Source organism: uncultured Leptotrichia sp. (genome assembly GCF_938036635.1).
Lineage (GTDB): Bacteria > Fusobacteriota > Fusobacteriia > Fusobacteriales > Leptotrichiaceae > Leptotrichia > Leptotrichia hongkongensis.
The window spans coordinates 1-2,275 of the sequence record NZ_CALHQO010000499.1 but is presented as its reverse complement, the minus strand read 5'-3'; the positions used below and the strand labels follow the sequence as shown (position 1 = coordinate 2,275).

The window sequence follows — 2,275 nt, the reverse complement described above, 5'->3', positions numbered from 1 at the left end:
ATTTTTAATATATTTTATCTTTAAAAAGAAGCTTTCAACCCTAATTTAAGACTGTTATTTTTAGAACCATTAAATCCATACGATAAACTTACGTTCATATTATCATTTACTTTATAATCTCCACCTATATCAAAGCTAAATGACTGTCTAGAATAGTTTAGTGGAGAAATATCGTATCGATTAGTATAACTTCTTTTTGTATGATACGAAGCTTTTTTATTTCTAAATCTATATTCTGATTGTCCAAATAAAGTAAATTTACCAAAAGTTTTTTCACCATAAATTCCTAAAAATTCGTTTGTTCCAGTTTGTGAAGTATTAGAAACATTAATTTTACTCATGTCTCCTTCTTTAATTCCTGTTATGCCTAACCCTAAGTATGGCTTTATATATCCATTATCAAATATGAATTTATAACCTAATCTCATTGAAGCATCCAATATTCTAGATTTATATTTCACATTATCCATTATATTAAAAGAATCGGCTTTATACTTATGGTTATTGTATGAATATGTTAAAATTCCTGCTAAATCGAGTTTTTCAGTAAATTCATATTTTCCCTCTAATAATGCCTGAAAAGAATCAATATCCTCTTCAATTCCACTAAAAACTCCATTATAATCAACATTAGAATTCTGATATCCTAAAGCTCCACCAAATGTAAATTTTCCAAAATCTTTTAAAGCGGATAATAATATTCCTTGTGAATTTGAAGTATAATTTATGTTATTCAATTTATCACTATAGCTCGTACTAATATTTCCAATATGAGTTATATTTACATCCAGTTTATCATCCTCTGTATTTTCAATGTTTCTATAAATTTCATCATTTATTTTTTTTACAAGATCAAAATCCACTTTTGATCTAGGTGCTTCTATTAATATTTTATGATACACAGGAATTGCTGCTGTAGGAGACGTTGCAGTATTATTATTCCCTGGAGTATTTGAACTTCCTGGTGTTGTAGCAGGATTTACAGGTGTTACAGTAGGTACTGATTGCACTTGGGCTGCAGGGACAAATACACGAATGTAGTCAATAACACTCTGTGCTGAGTCCAATCCAGTTATCGGATAGCCATTACCTCCTACTCCCCCTTGAAACATAATATTCCATGTAGAATCCAACCTATTGTCTTTTATTGAATCTTCAATGAATTTATTATAAATACCTGCTCCTTTTGAATCTGTAGCAAACGAATACACTTTATTATCATCAACCCAATATGTAATAATTGCTTCATTAGGAGTTGAAGATGGTTCCACTGATACTGAATAAACATGAAAATCATTCTGAACATCAGATTTTACTCTAAAATTTTTAATTCCACCATTTACTACATTTTTTTGAACTGTCCCCATTTTCTTATTATATAAATGAATTGATTGAGTAACCACATTTTTTCCATTTGTCGGTGCAAAAAATTCCCCAATATCTAATTCTGCAGTAGAAGCGCCATTATAATGAGTTACCCATGGAGCATGCCAAAAACCTATTTCATTTGCAACTTTTGCCCTCACATCAATTCTCGAATACAATGGATAAAAAACATTTGCAGGATTAGCTGCATATCTTCCTCCTGAAGTTATAAATCCGGAATTCCAAGCTTCTCTGCTTTGCCCATCAGAAGTGGTAATTGTAGTACCTCTCATTCTATTTGAATTTATATTTAAAACTCCATTTCCTTGTGCGTCAGTTGTTTCTGAAATTTGACTTGCATTATAGTATTGAATCATATCCTGCGGATGTCCATAAGTATTGTTATTGTCATATGCTGACCATTTACTTGTATCAAAACTGTTATCATTAAATTCATCTCCACCGTAATAAGTCCAACGTTCGCTTTCGGTATTGGCTTTTATTTGAGAATTTGAAGTATTTGATATTTTTTTAGAACTATTAGAAAGTGGCTGTTTATCAATTTTATCTATCGTCATCCCAGTGTTTGGGGAGTGTTTTGACTTGCGTTTGGAAATTGGAACTTCATACATTGTAGAAAATGAAAATCTCACTTTTGGTTTTTTCTTTGAAAAACTATCTTCAATTTCGTTTTTCTGTATCTTATTTTTTTTGAAATTAAAATTAATATCTAGATTATCTGAATTAAAGTTTTGATTTTTTTCATTTTCATTAATTTTTTCTCTTTCAACTTTCGTATCCATTCCAGTTGCATTTAATATTCCAGTAAATGCCGTCAGAAAAAAAGTTGCTGTTGCTTTTGAATTTATTTTCATTGGATTTTTTTTACTATATTCTATATTATTTTTAT

The 2,275-nt window shown here is 29.6% G+C and carries 1 protein-coding gene; it reads right to left on the bottom strand.

Features of this window, described 5'->3' with window-relative positions:
* Positions 1–20 precede the first annotated feature (20 nt).
* Positions 21–2,275, bottom strand: a 2,255-nt coding sequence (locus tag Q0370_RS10070) for an autotransporter domain-containing protein (protein ID WP_299575280.1), incomplete at its 5' end; no start/stop codon positions are given.